This window comes from Streptomyces sp. NPDC031121 (genome assembly GCF_055570615.1).
This window is the reverse complement of the sequence record NZ_JBVIGV010000005.1, coordinates 230,003-247,192: the sequence shown is the minus strand read 5'-3', so window position 1 is coordinate 247,192 and position 17,190 is coordinate 230,003. Positions and strand designations below refer to the sequence as shown.

18 protein-coding genes and 2 tRNA genes are annotated in these 17,190 nt (G+C 71.8%); 9 read left to right on the top strand and 11 right to left on the bottom strand.

Annotation, left to right across the window (positions count from 1 at the left end; translation table 11 throughout):
- Positions 1 to 138 precede the first annotated feature (138 nt).
- Positions 139 to 221, bottom strand: a tRNA-Leu gene (locus ACZ462_RS11310).
- A gap of 293 nt (positions 222 to 514) precedes the next feature.
- Here ACZ462_RS11310 and ACZ462_RS11305 point away from each other — a divergent pair.
- The 6 genes from ACZ462_RS11305 (at position 515) to pknB (ending at position 8,615) form a co-directional block, all read left to right on the top strand.
- Positions 515 to 1,318, top strand: coding sequence for an FhaA domain-containing protein (locus tag ACZ462_RS11305; RefSeq protein WP_467805944.1), 804 nt, complete (start codon positions 515 to 517; stop codon positions 1,316 to 1,318).
- Positions 1,319 to 1,328: 10 nt separating this feature from the next.
- A complete protein-coding gene (locus ACZ462_RS11300; protein WP_189807722.1) occupies positions 1,329 to 1,829 on the top strand; it encodes an FHA domain-containing protein FhaB/FipA in 501 nt (166 codons plus the stop codon).
- Between the two features lie 144 nt (positions 1,830 to 1,973).
- Entirely contained in the window at positions 1,974 to 3,434 is a 1,461-nt protein-coding gene (locus ACZ462_RS11295; protein WP_467805946.1) for a PP2C family protein-serine/threonine phosphatase, read from the top strand.
- Between the two features lie 31 nt (positions 3,435 to 3,465).
- Positions 3,466 to 4,890, top strand: a complete 1,425-nt coding sequence (locus tag ACZ462_RS11290) for an FtsW/RodA/SpoVE family cell cycle protein (protein ID WP_467805947.1) — start codon at positions 3,466 to 3,468, stop codon at positions 4,888 to 4,890.
- Positions 4,887 to 6,353 carry a peptidoglycan D,D-transpeptidase FtsI family protein gene (locus ACZ462_RS11285; RefSeq protein ID WP_467805948.1) on the top strand — a complete coding sequence of 489 codons (1,467 nt, stop codon included), beginning with the start codon at positions 4,887 to 4,889 and terminating at the stop codon, positions 6,351 to 6,353. Before ACZ462_RS11290 ends, ACZ462_RS11285 begins: the two co-directional genes overlap by 4 nt.
- Before the next feature lie 237 nt (positions 6,354 to 6,590).
- The gene (pknB, locus tag ACZ462_RS11280; RefSeq protein ID WP_467805949.1) at positions 6,591 to 8,615 is read left to right on the top strand and encodes a Stk1 family PASTA domain-containing Ser/Thr kinase; all 2,025 of its coding nucleotides are present in this window, start codon (positions 6,591 to 6,593) and stop codon (positions 8,613 to 8,615) included.
- Between the two features lie 108 nt (positions 8,616 to 8,723).
- On the opposite strand, the gene ACZ462_RS11275 is transcribed toward pknB, so the two are convergent.
- The 5 genes from ACZ462_RS11275 to ACZ462_RS11255 all read right to left on the bottom strand — a co-directional run bounded on the left by ACZ462_RS11275 (position 8,724) and on the right by ACZ462_RS11255 (position 12,011).
- Positions 8,724 to 9,437, bottom strand: a complete 714-nt coding sequence (locus tag ACZ462_RS11275) for a class E sortase (RefSeq protein ID WP_467805950.1) — start codon at positions 9,435 to 9,437, stop codon at positions 8,724 to 8,726.
- Positions 9,438 to 9,474: 37 nt separating this feature from the next.
- The gene (locus ACZ462_RS11270) at positions 9,475 to 10,287 is read right to left on the bottom strand and encodes a class E sortase (protein WP_467805951.1); all 813 of its coding nucleotides are present in this window, start codon (positions 10,285 to 10,287) and stop codon (positions 9,475 to 9,477) included.
- Positions 10,284 to 10,922 carry an aminodeoxychorismate/anthranilate synthase component II gene (locus ACZ462_RS11265; RefSeq protein ID WP_114053277.1) on the bottom strand — a complete coding sequence of 213 codons (639 nt, stop codon included), beginning with the start codon at positions 10,920 to 10,922 and terminating at the stop codon, positions 10,284 to 10,286. The genes ACZ462_RS11270 and ACZ462_RS11265 overlap by 4 nt, the downstream gene beginning before the upstream one ends.
- Positions 10,919 to 11,095: a hypothetical protein gene (locus tag ACZ462_RS11260; protein ID WP_185902496.1), complete on the bottom strand. Its 177-nt coding sequence runs from the start codon at positions 11,093 to 11,095 to the stop codon at positions 10,919 to 10,921. The genes ACZ462_RS11265 and ACZ462_RS11260 overlap by 4 nt, the downstream gene beginning before the upstream one ends.
- Positions 11,096 to 11,222: 127 nt before the next feature.
- Complete coding sequence (locus ACZ462_RS11255) at positions 11,223 to 12,011, bottom strand: DUF881 domain-containing protein (RefSeq protein ID WP_467805952.1); 789 nt, start codon at positions 12,009 to 12,011, stop codon at positions 11,223 to 11,225.
- Between the two features lie 90 nt (positions 12,012 to 12,101).
- Here ACZ462_RS11255 and crgA point away from each other — a divergent pair, with 90 nt between their 5' ends.
- On the top strand, positions 12,102 to 12,353 hold the full coding sequence (gene crgA / locus ACZ462_RS11250) for a cell division protein CrgA (RefSeq protein WP_467805953.1): 252 nt from the start codon (positions 12,102 to 12,104) through the stop codon (positions 12,351 to 12,353).
- A 143-nt stretch (positions 12,354 to 12,496) separates the two neighbouring features.
- Here the strand turns inward: crgA and ACZ462_RS11245 are convergent, their stop codons facing one another.
- Both ACZ462_RS11245 and ACZ462_RS11240 read right to left on the bottom strand, forming a co-directional pair.
- The gene (locus ACZ462_RS11245) at positions 12,497 to 13,372 is read right to left on the bottom strand and encodes a rhomboid family intramembrane serine protease (RefSeq protein ID WP_467805955.1); all 876 of its coding nucleotides are present in this window, start codon (positions 13,370 to 13,372) and stop codon (positions 12,497 to 12,499) included.
- Positions 13,373 to 13,466: 94 nt separating this feature from the next.
- The gene (locus tag ACZ462_RS11240; RefSeq protein WP_467805956.1) at positions 13,467 to 13,994 is read right to left on the bottom strand and encodes a peptidylprolyl isomerase; all 528 of its coding nucleotides are present in this window, start codon (positions 13,992 to 13,994) and stop codon (positions 13,467 to 13,469) included.
- A gap of 174 nt (positions 13,995 to 14,168) precedes the next feature.
- Between ACZ462_RS11240 and ACZ462_RS11235 the strand changes: the two genes are divergently transcribed.
- A complete protein-coding gene (locus ACZ462_RS11235) occupies positions 14,169 to 14,846 on the top strand; it encodes a DUF5324 family protein (RefSeq protein WP_467805957.1) in 678 nt (225 codons plus the stop codon).
- An 86-nt stretch (positions 14,847 to 14,932) separates the two neighbouring features.
- Here the strand turns inward: ACZ462_RS11235 and ACZ462_RS11230 are convergent, their stop codons facing one another.
- The 3 genes from ACZ462_RS11230 to ACZ462_RS11220 all read right to left on the bottom strand — a co-directional run bounded on the left by ACZ462_RS11230 (position 14,933) and on the right by ACZ462_RS11220 (position 16,442).
- Positions 14,933 to 15,406, bottom strand: coding sequence for a LysM peptidoglycan-binding domain-containing protein (locus ACZ462_RS11230; RefSeq protein ID WP_468251794.1), 474 nt, complete (start codon positions 15,404 to 15,406; stop codon positions 14,933 to 14,935).
- Positions 15,407 to 15,528: 122 nt separating this feature from the next.
- Complete coding sequence (locus ACZ462_RS11225) at positions 15,529 to 16,251, bottom strand: hypothetical protein (protein WP_467805961.1); 723 nt, start codon at positions 16,249 to 16,251, stop codon at positions 15,529 to 15,531.
- A 118-nt stretch (positions 16,252 to 16,369) separates the two neighbouring features.
- Positions 16,370 to 16,442: transfer RNA gene (locus ACZ462_RS11220), tRNA-Ala, on the bottom strand.
- Positions 16,443 to 16,604: 162 nt separating this feature from the next.
- Here ACZ462_RS11220 and ACZ462_RS11215 point away from each other — a divergent pair.
- Complete coding sequence (locus ACZ462_RS11215) at positions 16,605 to 17,153, top strand: helix-turn-helix domain-containing protein (RefSeq protein ID WP_125540936.1); 549 nt, start codon at positions 16,605 to 16,607, stop codon at positions 17,151 to 17,153.
- Positions 17,154 to 17,190 lie beyond the last annotated feature (37 nt).

The following is a 17,190-nucleotide window of genomic DNA, read 5'->3' as shown; positions in this document are numbered from 1 at the left end:
CCCTAGACACCCGCGCGGGCCCGTGGCCGCCCTCTTTCGTCGCGTTCCGGCCGACGAAAGTCGGCCGCGTCACACTGAGTTGGGGACATGACGAAAGAACCCCCGGTGCGGATTTCTCCGAACCGGGGGTCCTGTCAGTGGGCGAGGGGGGATTTGAACCCCCACGTCCCGAAGGACACTGGCACCTGAAGCCAGCGCGTCTGCCGTTCCGCCACTCGCCCGAGCGGCGTCCCAGTGGTTCTTCCCTTTCGGTCCGTCCCCCTGGCGACGTCGAAACATTAGCACGTCATCGGGGGTGGATTCACATCGCTTTCCGCGGGCACCCGGGAGCCGACCCGGAACGCCCCTCCCGCCCAGCGCTCCGGGTGCGGGACACTGTCCCTTGCGCACCCCTACGATCCCTTGTGAGGACCAACACTCGTCCGCACAGGTCCCAGGGGGAACCACCCGAATCCGCCACGCGTGGATACGATCAGTAAGCAGTACAGGGCGACAGCGACGGAGGAGGTGCCCCATGGGAGTTCTGAAGCGGTTCGAGCAGCGACTCGAAGGTCTGGTGAACGGCACCTTCGCCAAGGTCTTCAAGTCCGAGGTCCAGCCTGTCGAGATCGCCGGCGCCCTCCAGCGGGAGTGCGACAACAACGCCACGATCTGGAACCGTGAGCGGACGGTCGTCCCCAACGACTTCATCGTGGAGCTGAGCACCGGCGACTACGAGCGCCTGAGCCCCTACTCGGGCCAGCTCGGCGACGAGCTCGCGGGCCTCGTCCGCGACTACGCCAAGCAGCAGCGCTACAGCTTCATGGGCCCGATCAAGGTCCACCTGGAGAAGGCCGAGGACCTGGACACCGGCCTCTACCGGGTCCGCAGCCGGACCCTGGCCGCCAGCACGTCCCAGGCCCAGTCCCCGCAGAGCCAGCCGGGCGGCTACGGCTACCCGCCGGTCGCCGCGCCGCCCATGCCGGCCGCACCGCCGCCGGGCGCCCCCGCGCACCGGCCCGGCGCCCCGGCCGGACCCGCCGCCCCCGGCGGCGGCCCGCGGCGCCACTGGATCGAGATCAACGGCACCCGCCACCAGATTTCCCGCCCGACGCTCGTACTCGGCCGAAGCACCGAGGCCGACGTGCGGATCGACGACCCCGGCGTCTCACGCCGGCACTGCGAGATCCGGACCGGAACGCCCTCGACGATCCAGGATCTCGGGTCCACCAACGGCATCGTGGTGGACGGGCAGCACACCACCCGCGCTACGCTCCGCGACGGCTCGCGGATCGTCGTGGGCAGCACCACCATCATTTACCGGCAAGCCGAAGGGTGAAGCGGGGGCAATGTCAGAGCTGACCCTGACGGTCATGCGGTTGGGTTTCCTGGCCGTTCTGTGGCTGTTCGTCATCGTGGCCGTCCAGGTCATCCGCAGCGACCTCTTCGGTACGCGCGTCACGCAGCGCGGCTCGCGCCGCGGCAGCGGTGCCGCGGCGCCGCAAGCGGCCGGCCGCCAGGCCGCCGGGCCCCCGCAGCAGCGCCAGCGCCGGGGCGCGCCCACCAAGCTCGTCGTCTCCGAGGGCACCCTGACCGGCACCACGGTCGCCCTGGCCGGCCAGACGATCACGCTGGGCCGGGCCCACGACTCCACCATCGTGCTGGACGACGACTACGCCTCCAGCCGCCATGCCAGGATCTACCCCGACCGTGACGGCCAGTGGATCGTCGAGGATCTCGGGTCCACGAACGGCACGTACCTCGACCGGACCCGGCTGACCACCCCGACGCCCATCCCGCCGGGCGCCCCGATCCGCATCGGCAAGACCGTCATCGAGCTGCGGAAGTAGTACGAGAATGAGCGAGCGGAGCGAGCGAGCCGCGGCAGTCCGTCCCGCCCGGGGCACGGACCCGAGCGCGCTCCCGACCGGAGGGTGGGCAGTGTGGCTCGAGACCGGCTGTACCCCGACGAGGCGTCGACAGGGCAGGTGCACATGAGTCTGTCCCTGCGGTTCGCCGCCGGATCCCACAAGGGCATGATCCGGGAGGGCAACGAGGACTCCGGGTACGCCGGCCCGCGCCTCCTCGCGGTCGCCGACGGCATGGGCGGCCAGGCCGCCGGCGAGGTCGCCAGCTCCGAGGTGATCTCCTCGCTCGTGCAGCTCGACGACGACGTCCCGGGCTCCGACCTCCTCACCTCCCTCGGCTCCGCCGTGCAGCGCGCCAACGAGCAGCTGCGCATCATGGTCGAGGAGGACGCCCAGCTCGAAGGCATGGGCACCACGCTGACCGCCCTGCTGTGGACGGGCCAGCGGCTCGGCCTGGTCCACGTCGGCGACTCCCGCGCGTACCTGCTGCGCGACGGCGTCCTGACGCAGATCACACAGGACCACACCTGGGTGCAGCGCCTCGTCGACGAGGGCCGCATCACGGAAGAGGAAGCCACCACCCACCCGCAGCGCTCACTGCTCATGCGGGCCCTGGGCAGCGGCGACACCGTCGAGCCCGACCTGTCGATCCGCGAGGTCCGGCCGGGCGACCGCTACCTGATCTGCTCCGACGGCCTCTCCGGCGTCGTCTCCCACCAGACGCTGGAGGAGACCCTCGCCGACTACCACGGCCCGCACGAGACGGTGCAGTCCCTGATCCAGCTCGCCCTGCGCGGCGGCGGACCGGACAACATCACCTGCATCGTCGCCGACGTCCTCGACACCGACAGCGGCGACACGCTCGCCGCCCAGCTGAACGACACCCCGGTCGTCGTCGGCGCGGTCGCCGAGAACCAGCACCAGCTCTTCGACGGCGGCGCCATGCAGACCCCCGCGGGCCGCGCCGCCGGCCTCGGCCGGCAGGCGCCCCCGCCCGCCGGCGCCTTCGGGCCGCCCGGCAGCGGCGACGTCCCCGGCTACGGCTACCCCGACCAGAGCCAGTCCGGGGGCGCGTACGGCAGCTTCGGCGACCCCGAGCCGTACGACGACGGAGCCGCCTTCGACGACGGCTACGACAACCCCCGCAGGCGCCGCGGCAAAGGGCGCAAGTGGACCACCCGCACCCTGCTCCTGCTGCTCGTCGCCGGCGTCGTCGGCGGCGGCCTCTACGCGGCCCACCGCTGGACGCAGACCCAGTACTACATCGGCGTCAAGGGCGACCACGTGGCGCTTTTCCGCGGCATCAGCCAGAATCTGGGGCCGCTGCAGCTCTCCAAGGTGGAGACCGACCGCCCCGACATCGAACTGAAGTACCTGCCGCCCTTCAAGCGGAAGCTGGTGGAGGACACCATCGGCGAGACCAGCCTCGACGGGGCCCGCAAGAAGGTCGATGAACTCGGGACCCAGGTCGCCGCGTGCAAGAAGGAAGAGGAGCGCCGCAAGGGCGAGGCGCAGAACAGCCCGACACCCGGCCCCAGCCTGACTCCCGAGGAGCAGCAGCTGGTCGGCCAGTGCCAGAAGCAGTAGACCCACGCGGGCACAGGGGGCCTGCCACACCATGAGCGTTGTCACCAACACGACCACCATCGGTGCCATCGAGCTGCCGAGCCGGCGGAACACCGAGCTCATGCTGCTCGTGTTCGCCGTGGTCATCCCGATCTTCGCCTACGCCAACGTGGGTCTCGCGATCCACGGGGAGCTGCCCCCGGGCATGCTCGCCTACGGGGGCGGCCTCGCCGTCCTGGCGGGCCTCGCCCACTTCGTCGTACGCCGCTACGCCAAGTACGCCGACCCGCTGCTGCTGCCGATCGCCACGCTCCTCAACGGCCTCGGCTGCGTGCTGATCTGGCGGCTCGACCAGTCCGAGCGGCTGCAGAACCTGGCCAAGCGGAGCTTCGGCGCGTTCTCGGAGTCGGCCCCGCGCCAGATGATGTACACCGCGGTGGCCATCGCCCTGTTCGCCGCGGTGCTGCTGCTCCTGAAGGACCACCGCACGCTGCAGCGGTTCACGTACATCTCGATGGCGGCGGCGCTCGTCCTGCTGATCCTGCCGGTCATCCCGGGCCTCGGCGCGGACGTCTTCGGCGCGAAGATCTGGATCAGCGTCGCCGGCTTCTCCATCCAGCCGGGCGAGTTCGCCAAGATCGTCATCGCGGTCTTCTTCGCCGGCTACCTCATGGTCAAGCGCGACGCCCTCGCCCTGGCCTCGCGCCGCTTCATGGGCCTTTACCTGCCGCGCGGCCGCGACCTCGGCCCGATCCTGATGATCTGGGCGATGAGCCTGCTCATCCTCGTCTTCGAGAACGACCTCGGCACCTCGCTGCTCTTCTTCGGCATGTTCGTGATCATGCTGTACGTGGCGACCGAGCGGACCAGCTGGATCGTGATCGGCCTGCTCATGAGCGTCGGCGGCGCCGTCGTCGTCGGCACCTTCGCCAGCCACGTCCAGGCCCGCGTCAACGCCTGGCTCGACCCCTTCGGCTGCTACACCACCTCGGGCGCCTGCGAGCAGGTCGGCCAGTCGATCATGAGCTTCGGCTCCGGCGGCGTCCTCGGCACCGGCTGGGGCCAGGGCAACTCGGACCTGATCGGCTTCGCCGCGAACTCCGACTTCATCTTCTCCACGGTCGGCGAGGAGCTCGGGCTCGCCGGTGTGATGGCCTTCCTCCTGCTCTACGGCCTGATCATCGAGCGGGGTGTGCGCACCGCGCTGGCCGCCCGCGACCCGTTCGGCAAGCTCTTCGCCATCGGCCTGTCCGGAGCCTTCTCGCTCCAGATCTTCGTCGTCGCCGGCGGCGTCATGGGACTGATCCCGCTGACCGGTATGACCATGCCCTTCCTCGCGTCCGGCGGTTCGTCCGTCCTCGCCAACTGGGCCCTGATCGGCATCCTCATCCGGATCAGCGACACCGCGCGCCGCCCCGCGCCCGCCCCCGCGCCGTCCCCCGACTCCGAGATGACCCAGGTGGTCCGCCCGTCATGAACAAGCCGCTGCGCCGCATCTCGATCTTCTGCGGGCTGCTGGTCCTGGCCCTGCTCGTCCGCACGAACTGGCTGCAGTACGTGCAGGCCGAGGAGCTCAGCACCCGCAAGGAGAACCGCCGGGTCCAGATCGCCCAGTACGCGATCCAGCGCGGCAACATCATCGTCAAGGGCGGCCAGGCCATCACCGGCTCCGCGGCCACCGACGGCAGCGACTACAAGTACAAGCGGACCTACGTCGACGGCGCCCTCTGGGCGCCGGTCACCGGCTACGCCTCGCAGGCCTTCGGGGCCACGCAGCTGGAGGCCCTGGAGGACAAGATCCTCACGGGGAACGACGACCGGCTGTTCTTCGACCGCACCATCGGCATGTTCACCGGCGAGAAGAAGGCCGGCGGCAACGTCGTCACCACGCTCATGCCGGACGTGCAGAAGGCCGCGTACGACGCGCTCGGCAACAAGAAGGGCGCGGTCGCGGCCATCGACCCGCGCACCGGGGCGATCCTGGCCCTGGTCAGCACCCCGTCGTACGACCCCGGCAGCTTCGCGGGCAACTCCAAGGCGGACGAGAAGGCCTGGGTCGAGCTGAAGGACGGCGAGGACAAGAAGCTCGTCAACCGCGCCCTGCGCGAGACGTACCCGCCCGGCTCCACCTTCAAGGTCGTCACCGCGGCCGCCGCGCTGGAGCACGGCGTCGTGAAGGACATCAACGAGCCGACGGACACCCCGGAGCCGTACATCCTGCCCGGCACCCGGACCCCGATGGTCAACCACGCCAGCGGCTGCGAGAAGGCCAGCCTCCTCGCGGCGATGCGCGTCTCCTGCAACTCGGTCTTCGCCAACCTCGGCGACAAGGTCGGCCGCGACAAGATGGTCGAGACGGCCGAGAAGTTCGGCTTCAACAACGACAAGATCGACACCCCGGTCCGCGCCTTCGCGAGCGTCTACGACAAGACGATGAACCGCGACGGCAACGCCCAGAGCTCCATCGGCCAGTTCAACACCGCGGCCACCCCCCTGCAGATGGCCATGGTGACCGCCGCCATCGCCAACGACGGCAAGCTGATGAAGCCGTACATGGTCGACCAGCTGACGGCGCCCAACCTCGACGTGGTCGAGAAGCACGAGCCGCAGGAGATGAGCCGCCCGCTCTCCGCCGCGAACGCGCAGAAGATCCAGCAGACGATGGTCGACGTCGTCGAGCAGGGCACCGGCACCAAGGCGCAGATCAAGGGCGCCAAGGTCGGCGGCAAGACCGGCACCGCCCAGCACGGCGAGGGCAACAAGAAGCGCCCCTACGCCTGGTTCATCTCCTACGTCCAGAACCCGGACGGCACCTCCCCGGTCGCCGTCGCCGTCGTCATCGAGGACAGCAGCGCCGACCGCGAGGACATCAGCGGCGGCGGCCTGGCCGCCCCGGTCGCCAAGGCCGTCATGGAGGCCGTCCTGAAGAGCAGGATCTGACGGACGCGGTGGACCGGCGGACGGGACGGACAATGGAGCGACCGCCGCGGGGCGCGAGGGCCGCCGCGGGGGACCGGACCGCCGGCGGTGCCCGCAAGCGCGCGCACTGTACCGGTCCGGTATCAGGCTGTGGCCACCAACCGATCACCGACGATCGGCCGGTAGCCTTTGCGCGAACAGCACACCGCCGGACCACACACGGGTGCGGTCGGGACTGACGGAGAGGGCTGGAACGTTATGGAAGAGCCGCGTCGCCTCGGCGGCCGGTACGAGCTGAGCCACGTGCTCGGCCGCGGTGGCATGGCCGAGGTCTACCTCGCGCACGACACCCGGCTCGGCCGTACCGTCGCCGTCAAGACCCTGCGCGCCGACCTGGCCCGAGACCCGTCCTTCCAGGCCCGGTTCCGGCGCGAGGCCCAGTCGGCCGCCTCGCTCAACCACCCGGCGATCGTCGCGGTCTACGACACCGGCGAGGACTACGTCGACAACATCTCCATCCCGTACATCGTGATGGAGTACGTGGACGGCTCGACCCTGCGCGAACTCCTGCACTCCGGCCGCAAGCTGCTGCCCGAGCGCACGCTGGAGATGACCATCGGCATCCTCCAGGCGCTGGAGTACTCGCACCGCGCCGGCATCGTCCACCGCGACATCAAGCCCGCCAACGTCATGCTCACCCGGACCGGCCAGGTCAAGGTCATGGACTTCGGCATCGCCCGCGCCATGGGCGACTCGGGCATGACGATGACCCAGACCGCGGCCGTCATCGGCACCGCCCAGTACCTCTCCCCGGAGCAGGCCAAGGGCGAGCAGGTCGACGCGCGCTCCGACCTCTACTCCGCGGGCTGCCTGCTGTACGAGCTGCTGTGCGTGCGGCCCCCGTTCATCGGCGACTCCCCTGTGGCGGTCGCCTACCAGCACGTCCGCGAAGAGCCCCAGCCGCCGTCGAACTTCGACCCCGAGATCACGCCCGAGATGGACGCGATCGTGCTGAAGGCGCTCGTCAAGGACCCCGACTACCGCTACCAGTCGGCCGACGAGATGCGCGCCGACATCGAGGCCTGCCTGGAGGGCCAGCCGGTCGCCGCCACCGCGGCGATGGGCGCGGCCGGCTACGGCTACCCCGACCCGAACCACGCGTACGGGCCGCAGGGCTACGAGCAGCCGACCACCGCCATGCGCCCGGCCGACGCCGGCCAGACGTCGATGCTGCCGCCGATGCCCCCGGGCGGCGACGGCGGCTACTACCCGGAGCAGGGCCCCGGCTACGACCAGGGCCACGGCCGCGGCAGGCAGCAGAAGAAGAGCCGCGCCTCGACGATCCTGCTCGTCACGGCGGGGATACTGGTGCTGGTCGGGGCGATCCTGATCGGCCGCTCCCTCTTCAGCGGCGGGGCCGACAACCGGCCCGCCGTGCCCAGGCTGATCGGCCAGACGTTCGACGCGGCGCAGCGGAGCGCCGACAACGTCGGCCTCAAGGTGGAGAAGGCGGGCGACGAGACCTGCGCGGACCAGCCCAAGGGCAACGTCTGCAAGCAGGACCCGGCCCCGGAGGCCCGGGTCGACGAGGGCACCGTGATCAAGCTGACGATCTCCGCCGGCGCTCCGCTCCAGTCCCTTCCCGATGTCCTCAACATGCCGTTCGAGGAGGCGGAGAAGGCGCTCAGGGACAAGAAGTTCCAGGTCGAGAAGAAGGTCCAGGAGTCCGACCGGACCCCCGGCACGGTCCTGGAGCAGAACCCGAAGCCCGGCTCGCAGGCCCAGCAGGGCTCGACGGTCACGCTGACCGTGGCCAAGGAGCCGGCCAAGTCCGCGATGCCGGACCTCCTGGGCAAGACCCGTGAGGACGCGATCAAGGCGCTCAACGCCGCGAAGCTGAAGCTGGGCAGCACGACCGAGGTCGACTCGCCGGGCGCCGCGCCGAAGACGATCGTCCAGCAGCAGTACCCGGCCGGGGAGCAGCTGGCCCCGGGGACGACGGTCAACGTGCAGATCAGCAAAGGAGCGCAGCCGACCCAGGTCCCGCCCCTCCCCGGACGGACCGTCGGACAGGCCAAGCAGGAGCTCGCGGCGCGGGGACTGACCTTCGGCCAGGTGCTGTCGGGCCCGACGGACGACAACGCGGTGGTCGTGCGCTCCGACCCGAACGCCGGGACGACCGTCCAGCCCGGCACGGTGGTGAACGTCTTCACGGTGCCCGGCGGCGGCCAGCAGGGCGGCAACAACGGCGGCTTCTTCGGAAGCCTGACCGGAGGCCGCTGACCGGAGGCCGACCGGCAACCGGCAACCGGCAACCGGCACCACGAGAGGCCCGGCTCCTCCCCCGCGGGAGGAGCCGGGCCTCTTGCGTGCCGGCCGGGGCCCGCCGCCTCAGCGCAGCTCGGCCGGGGGTGTCCGCTTCGCGTCGACCTTCTCGGTGCGCACCAGCTCGCCCCACACGACGTAGCGGTACTTCGACGTGTAGACGGGGGTGCAGGTCGTCAGGGTGATGTAGCGGCCCGGGGCCGTCCTGCCCGACTCCTTGGGCACCGGGGCGATGACGTCGACGTTGTACTTGGAGGTCTGCCGCAGCTCCGCGAACACCTTGTAGACGTACCAGGTGTCCCGCGTCTCGAAGACGATCGCGTCGCCCCTGCCGATCTTGTGGATGTCGTGGAACTTGGCGCCGTGCCCGTCGCGGTGCGCCGCCAGCGCGAAGTTTCCGGAGGCCTCCCAGGGCAGCGCCGACTTCACCGGTTCCGTGTAGTAGCCGGCGACGCCGTGGTTCAGCACCTCGGGCGACGTGCCCCGCTTGACGAGCACCTCGCCGCCGCCCATCGCCGGCACGTGCAGGAAGCCGACCCCGCCCTGCGTGTCCAGCGCGCCGGGCTCGGCGGGGGCGCCCGCCCCGGGGGCGCTCAGCCACTGGCGGCGGATCTCGTCGCCGCGGGAGGATGCCTGCCGGTCGGCGAGGACGTTGGTCCACCACAGCGAGTACGCCACGAACAGGCCGAGCACCAGGCCGACCGTGATCAGGAACTCGCCCAGCAGGCTCAGGAACCCGGCGAGCAGACTGCGGTTCCGGGGCGGCGCGGTAGGGGGCACTGCGGTTCGTCCTTCGGGCGGGAGAGCCGCTGCGGGCTCAGCGGGCGGCCAGCGCGGGCGGAGCGCCCTGGCCGCGGGGGCGTTCGTCGACCATCCTGCCCCATACGATCAGGCGGTAGGTGCTGGTGAACTCGGGCGTGCAGGTCGTGAGCGTGATGTACCGGCCGGGGGCGGTGAACCCGGAGCCCTCCGGCACCGGTTTGAGCACGGCCACGTTGGTCGGCGGCGTCTGCGGCAGCACCGAGGCCATCTCGTACGTGTAGTACGCATCCCGGGTCTCGACCACGATGGGATCGCCCGGCACCAGCCGGTTGATGAAGCGGAACGGCTCCCCGTGGGTGTTGCGGTGGCCCGCCACCGCGAAGTTGCCCTCCTTGTCCGAGGGCATCGCTGTCTTCAGCCCGCCGTCCGCGTAGTGCCCGACCATGCCGCGGTCCAGCACCTTGGCCTTGCTGGTGCCTTCGGCCACGGGCACCTTCACGTCCAGTTTCGGGATGTGGAGGATCGCGAAGCCCTGGCCCGGCTCGAAGGCGGCCGGGGGCGGGGCGGCGTCCCCCTCGGGCTGCCGCTCCCAGGTCTGGAGCAGCGAGCCGGCGGCCCCGTCGGCCGTGCGCTGCGCGAGCACGTTGGTGTACCAGAGCTGGTAGGCCACAAACAGCAGCATCACCAGTCCCGTGGTGATCAGCAGTTCGCCCGCCAGGCGGCTCAGGACGACCACAGGGCCGCCCGAGGCGGGCCGCTTGCGCCTCCGCCCGCCCCCGCGCCTGCGGGCCCGTCTGGCGGCCTGCTGGGCGGCCCTGCGCCGCGCGGCCCGGCCCTCCGTGGAGGCGGACGGCGCGAGCGAGGTCACGCGACGGCCTTGCCCACCACCGGGGCCAGCCCCGCGGAGCGCTCGACGGCGCCCTCGTCGCCGCAGCGGACGAGCCAGTTGGCGAGCATCCGGTGGCCCCACTCGGTGAGCACCGACTCGGGGTGGAACTGCACGCCCTCGACGTCGTGCTCGCGGTGGCGCAGGCCCATGATGATGCCGTCCTCGGTCCGCGCCGTGACCTCCAGCACGTCCGGCAGGGTCTGCGGCTCGGCCGCGAGCGAGTGGTAGCGGGTCGCGGTGAAGGGCGAGGGGAGCCCGCGGAAGACGCCGAGACCCTCGTGGACCACCGGGGAGGTCTTGCCGTGCAGCAGCTCGGGCGCGCGGCCGACGACGCCGCCGTACGCGACGGCCATGGACTGCATGCCGAGGCAGACGCCGAAGACGGGGACGCCGGCGGCGGCGCAGTGGCGGACCATGTCGACGCAGACGCCCGCCTCCTCGGGGGTGCCCGGCCCCGGCGAGAGGAGCACGCCGTCGAAGCCGTCCTGGGCGTGGGCGGGGGCGACCTCGTCGTTGCGCAGCACCTCGCACTCGGCGCCGAGCTGGTACAGGTACTGGACCAGGTTGAAGACAAAGCTGTCGTAGTTGTCCACGACCAGAATGCGCGCGCTCACGGAGTGGCTCCCGATCCCTCGTCCACCGTTACGTCGTTGAACGGAAGGAGCGGCTCGGCCCACGGGAAGACGTACTGGAACAGCACGTAGACCACCGCGAGGACGAGTACGAGGGAGATCAGCGCGCGCACCCACGCGTTGCCCGGCAGATGCCGCCAGATCCAGCCGTACATCCCGTCCGCGTCCCTTTCGCTCTCGCACCGCGGGGGCGGTACGCACACAGGGTAAAGCCAGCAGCGCGCCGGGGAGGCCCGGCCGCCGGATCCCCTCCGGGGCCCGGCGGGGCGGGCCGCCGGCGGGTCAGGGGGTGCTCGGCGCGGAGGAGGCGTCGGCCGGCTTGGCGTGGTGGAGGTCGACGGTGCCGGCGTAGCCGGGGAGCTTCAGCTCCCTGTGCTCGTCGACCTTCCAGCCGAGCCCGTACGCGGCGACGTACATCTGGTAGTTCTGCAGCGCCGGGGAGGCGGCGAGCGCCCGGCGGAGCGCGGCGGGGTCGCCGACGGCGCTGACCTTGTAGGGCGGCGAGTAGACGCGGCCCTGGAGGATCAGGGTGTTGCCGACGCAGCGCACGGCACTGGTGGAGATCAGCCGCTGGTCCATGACCTGGATGCCCTGGGCGCCGCCCTGCCAGAGGGCGTTCACGACGGCCTGGAGGTCCTGCTGGTGGATGACCAGGTCGTTCGGCTGCGGCTCGGGGACGTTGGGGATGCGGGCGGTGGCGTTCGGCGGGGCGTCGTTGAGGGTGACGGTGAGGCCCTTGCCGGACAGCTCCTCCAGGCCGGCGGTGGCGCGCAGGGCGGCCAGCTTGGCGTCCTCGGCACGGGTGCTGTTGTCGTCGCGGTCGGCGAGGGCCTCGACGCGGCCGCGGGCGGCCGCGGTGGACTGCTCCAGCAGCGCGTTGTCCTGGCTGCGCTCGCGGATGAGGTCGGAGAGCCGCAGGAGCGAGGCGTCCGTGCGGATGTTCGTACCCTTGGAGGTGTTGAAGCTGGTGACGAAGATCAGCCCGGCCAGGGCGAAGACGGCGGCCGTGAGCAGCCGGACCGCCCGGAACCGGCGACGGGGACCCGCGGAGGAGTCGGCGGAATTGCTCAACGTACCCTTCTCCTTCGACGCCACAGGTCCACTACGCTAACGGACGCCCGGGGCGGGCAGGTCCCCAGCGCATCGACAGGAGAGCCCCTCGTGCCGAAGTCACGTATCCGCAAGAAGGACGAGTTCACCCCGCCGCCGGTGAAGGCGCAGCCGATCAAGCTGACGAACCGGAGCTGGGTGGCCCCGGTCATGCTGGCGTTCTTCCTGATCGGCCTGGCGTGGATCGTCGTCTTCTACGTGAGCGAGACCCAGCTGCCGGTCGAGTCCCTCGGCAACTGGAACATCGTGGTCGGATTCGGATTCATCGCGGCCGGATTCGGCGTCTCCACGCAGTGGAAGTAGGCGGGTCGCGGGGACCGGGCGGCTGAGCACGCCGACCGCCCGCCCCGCAAGTTCTCCCCATGAGTTATCCACAGCGTCATCCACACCTGAGGAAAAGGCAGAAGATCTGTGGATAACCTTGTGGAGTGTTGACGCCGGTGTGATCAGGTGAGTTCCGCCGTCCGGACCAGCACCACCCCCGCGACCAGCAGGAACACCGCCCCGCAGGCACCCCACTGGATGAGGGTGCGCTTTCCCCCGCCGGCGGGCCGGATCATGGCCGCCCCGAGCAGCAGGCCCGTGGCCAGGCCGCCCACATGCGCCTGCCAGGACACGTCCAGCCGACCGCCGTACGGCGCGAACGTCAGCACCAGCATCAGCACGAGCATGACCACGACCGGGCGCATGTCCTGGCGCGTACGCCGCACCAGCACCACGGTCGCCCCCAGCAGCCCGAACACCGCGCCGGAGGCGCCGAGCGTCGGCGTGTTCGGCGCGGTCAGCAGGTACACCACGGCGCTCCCGCCCAGCCCCGACAGCAGGTACAGGGCCAGGAAGCGGGCCCGGCCGAGCACGGCCTCCAGGGGGCCGCCGAGGAACCACAGGGCGAGCATGTTGCCCGCGATGTGCCACCACTCCACATGCAGGAACACCGAGGTCAGCAGCCGGTGGTACTCCCCGGTGGCCACGCCCTGCACGGGGCCGCCCCAGAACTGCACGTACAGGCCGAGCAGCTCCAGCTGCACGGCCAGCCCGGGCACGGCCATGGCCGCGAGGAAGAACGCGGCGTTCAGCCCGATGAGGACCTTGGTGACGAGGTGGGGGTCGGCCTGGACCCGGCCGCCCGCCAGCGTCCGCGGGGCGTTCGCCCCCGGGCGGTGCCCGGTGCCGGAGCCGCCCCGCACGCAGTCCGGGCACTGGAAGCCCACGGCTGCGCTGATCATGCAGTCCGGGCAGATGGGCCGCTCGCAGCGGGTGCAGCGGATGGCCGTGTCGCGGTCCGGGTGGCGGTAGCAGCCCGGCAGACGGTCGGTGTCCATCGGTCCCCTCGGTCAGCGGCGGGGCACGGCGCGCCCCGCCGGTCCGGTATGCCATCAGGACGGACGGGCGGGGCGGAAGGTTCCCGGCCCGGCGTCAGCGCCGCTCGACCACCACGGACCGGATGACGACGTCCTCCAGGGGCCGCTCGGTGCGCGGGTTGGTCGGCAGCCCGGCGATGGCGTCGACGACCTTCCGGCCGGCCGGGCCCGCCACCTCCCCGAAGATCGTGTGCTTGCGCGTGAGCCAGGCGGTGGGGGCGACGGTGATGAAGAACTGGGAGCCGTTGGTGCCCGGCCCGGCGTTCGCCATGGCCAGCAGGTACGGCTTGGTGAAGGCCAGGTCGGGGTGGAACTCGTCGGCGAACTGGTAGCCGGGGCCGCCGGTGCCGTTCCCCAGCGGGTCGCCGCCCTGGATCATGAAGCCGCTGATGACGCGGTGGAAGACGGTGCCGTCGTACAGCGGGTCCGTCGTCTTCTGGCCGTCGGTGGGGCGGGTCCACTCGCGCGCGCCCGTGGCGAGCTCCACGAAGTTCCGGACGGTCTTCGGGGCGAAGTTCTCCAGCAGCTCGACCTCGATGTCGCCGTGGCTGGTCTTCAGGGTGGCGTAGAGCTTGTCGGCCACGGGTCTGCCTTCCTAGTCGGCACTGTCGGTTCCCGATCCTCCCACGGAGGGCGGTACGAAACGGAAATCGCCCACCCGGATGCCCTGTCGTGCATGCCGCCCGACCGCAACCCAGGCATGATCCGACAAAGGGTGGAAAGGTGAACTGTGTCCGCCACCGATGAGGAGGATCACGTGACCCGCAAGGACAGCGTGCGCCTGTGCGCCGACAGCGCCAGGGACACCATGAGGCACGCAGCGGAAGTGGTGGCGCCGTACGCAGAGACCGCCAAGGAGGCGGCGGTCCACTACGCGCACGAGGCGAACGACCGGCTCGCGCCGCTGGTGGCCCACACGGCCCACCAGGCCTCGCGGCAGGCGCGCACGGCGTACGAGTGCCATCTGCACCCGCGGCTGAAGGCCGCCCGCACGCATGTGCCGCCGAACGTCGACCGGGCCGCCGTGCAGGCCGTGCACGAGACGCGCCGCATGGCCCGGCAGGCCGCCGACTACGCGGGGCCCCGGCTGGAGCACGCCATCGCGGCGGGCCGCCCGGTGGCCGAGGAGGCCGCGTCGCGGTCCGTGGCGACGCTGGCGGCGCTGCGCGGCCAGGTGTCGGCGCAGGAGGTGCAGCGGCTGATCCGGCGCCACGAGCGGCGGGCCCGCACGGGCCGCGCGCTCAAGGGCCTGGCGGTGGCCGCGGCCGTGGCCGGCGCCGCGTACGCCGCCTGGCGCTGGTGGGACCGGCAGTCGAGCCCCGACTGGCTGGTCGAGCCGCCCGCGGCGACCGAGCTGTCCTCCCGCCAGGACGCCCCGGCCAGCTTCGACGACGAACTCGCCGACAAGGAGCGCGAGGCCTCCGAGGAGGAGTAGCCGCCGCAGCGGCACATGCGTGCGCGGGGCCCGGATCCGGTGGATCCGGGCCCCGCGCACGCTCCCCGCGGACGCGTGCCGCCGGCTCAGCCCGGCAGGGTGAGCACCTGGCCGGGGTGGACCAGGTGCGGGTCGGCGCCGACGACCCCGCGGTTCATCGCGTACAGCTCCCGCCAGCGGGCCTCGTTGCCGAGCTCCCGGCGGGCGATCAGCATCAGCGTGTCGCCCTTGCGGACGGTGTACGTGCGCCTGGCGGCGCCGGCGGGCGCGGGCTTCGGCGCGGGGGCCGCCGGGACGGCCTTGTGCGCGGCCGAGGACGGCGTCGGCGTGTGCGGCGGCGGGCCCGCCGCCGCGGGGCGCTGCGGCGCCGCGGCCTCCGGCGGGCCCGGAGCGGCCTTCGGCGGGGCCGCAGCGGCCATCCGCTCGGCGGCGGCGCGCGTCGCGTTGACCGCGTCGGTGTACGTCGCCGCGTAGTCGGCGGCCGGGGCCCCGGCGGCCTTCCGTGCAGCGGCCTGCTTCTTCTTCTCGGACTTCAGGAAGTCGAAGAGTCCCATGTCCATGCGCCTCCGGCGTGGTCTCGCCCCCCCCGGGCTCGGTGCCTGCTCCCCACTGTCGGCCAGGTGCCTCCCCGGGGCCCCCGTGGCCGACCCGTCCGGGGGACGCCCGGCGCCCGGACCGGCGGCTACCCCAGGTCGGCGATGTCCACCGACTGCTCCGGCGGCGGGGTCCGGGCCGGCACGGGGACGCCGTAGTCGCGGAAGTCGGCCCGCGCGCTCCGCCCGTCCTCGCGCCCTTCGAGGCGCAGCAGGCGGGGCTCGCCCTCGGTGGCGACGTAGAAGGTGGCCGTGTCGCCGCCGCGGGTCCCGGTGACCGTGGCCGCCGGGGTGCCGTCGACGGTCGCGGGGCCGCCCTTCCGCAGGTTCCCCGCGGCCATCCGCGAGGCGTACGCGCGCTGGAAGTCCTTCAGGTCGCAGACGTCGGTGAGCCTGCGCAGCAGGACGTCGTCGGACGTGCCGTGCAGCCAGCGGCCGTCGATCAGGGCGGCGGCGCCGTCCGCCGCGGGGGCCGGCACCTGGGACCGGAGGAAGGCGCCGTCCGGCTTCACCCAGATGTCCCGGCCGCGTTTGACGATCTCGGCGCGGCCGCCGCCGCGCGGCAGGGACACCGATCCGGCGCAGTTGCCGTCCACGTCGAAGCGGAGGTCGAGGGTGGTCGCCCCCCTCTCCCCGTCGGCGTGCGCCACCATGTGCACGGAGCGGGCCTCCGCCAGCTCCGCCCGGGCCCTGTCGACGATCGCGCGGGCGCTGTCGTCCTCGATGCCGTTGCCCGCGGGGGCCAGGCCCGTGAGCAGCGCGGCCGAGCAGCCGGCGGCCAGTGCGGCGGCCGCCTTGGGGAACCGGGTCATCCCTTCACCTCCGCAGGGGAGCGCCCCCCGCCCAGCGTAGGCCCGCCGACAGGACCGCGCACATGCGAAAGAGGCCCCCTGGCCTGCGTGTTCGCAGGTCAGGGGGCCTCTCTTCCGGTGGAGCTTAGGAGATTCGAACTCCTGACATCTGCCTTGCAAAGGCAGCGCTCTACCAACTGAGCTAAAGCCCCGGAACGCGGACGCGACCATCCCTCGGCAGAGGAGTGGCCGTTCCGCACAACAGAGTACCGGGTTCTCGGCCGCATCCCGCAAAATAACGGGGACTCCCCACGTGCGACCACTCTCCGTAAGATGCTCGGCGAGGTTCGCACCAGCGAAGGGGAGTAGGACGAGTGGACGCAGTTCAGCAAGAGGCCACGGCCAGAGCCAGGGAGCTCCAGCGCAGCTGGTACGGCGAGCCCCTCGGTGCCCTCTTCCGCCGGCTCATAGACGACCTCGGCTTGAACCAGGCCCGCCTCGCTGCCGTCCTCGGCCTGTCGGCGCCCATGCTGTCCCAGCTGATGAGCGGACAGCGCGCCAAGATCGGCAACCCTGCGGTGGTGCAGCGGGTGCAGGCCCTCCAGGACCTCGCGAGCCAGGTGGCGGACGGCAGCGTCAGCGCCGCCGAGGCCACCGACCGCATGGACGAGATCAAGCGGACCCAGGGCGGCTCCGTCCTGAGCAGCAGCACCCAGAACAGCACCGGCTCGGGCGCCCCGACGGTCAAGCGCGTCGTCCGCGAGATCCAGTCCCTGCTGCGGTCGGTCTCCGCCGCCGGCGACATACTCGACGCCGCGAACAGCCTCGCGCCGAGCCACCCGGAGCTCGCCGAGTTCCTCCGGGTGTACGGCGCCGGCCGCACGGCGGACGCCGTCGCGCACTACGAGGCGCACCAGAACTGACGCGTCCGGGCGCGGACGGAGGGCAACGGGGGATGCA